The organism is Oleiphilus sp. HI0123 (genome assembly GCF_001635315.1).
In genome coordinates, this window is record NZ_LWGE01001563.1 from 1 (window position 1) to 278 (window position 278).

Annotated in this window: 1 protein-coding gene; it reads left to right on the forward strand. The window is 46.0% G+C overall.

The window, feature by feature from the left end; translation table 11 throughout:
* Positions 1-20 precede the first annotated feature (20 nt).
* Positions 21-278 (forward strand): HD domain-containing phosphohydrolase (locus A3761_RS20935; RefSeq protein WP_231881275.1); only part of this gene is annotated, 258 nt, incomplete at its 3' end.

Consider the following 278-nt stretch of genomic DNA (forward strand, 5'->3'; position numbering starts at 1 on the left):
CAGATGAAGAGTTCATGATCATGAAAACGCATGCGCAATTGGGGGCAGACTCTTTAGCGGTTGCCGAAGCCCGCTTGGGAAGCAATTCTTTCTTGCGTTATGCACGAGAGATTGCCGCCTCTCATCATGAAAAATGGGATGGTAGCGGATATCCTCAAGGCTTAAAGGGTGATGCTATTCCACTGTCTGCGCGTTTAATGGCTTTGGCAGATGTCTACGATGCTTTGATTAGTAAACGTGTATACAAGCCAGCTTTTGATCATGACAAAGCTAAGTCA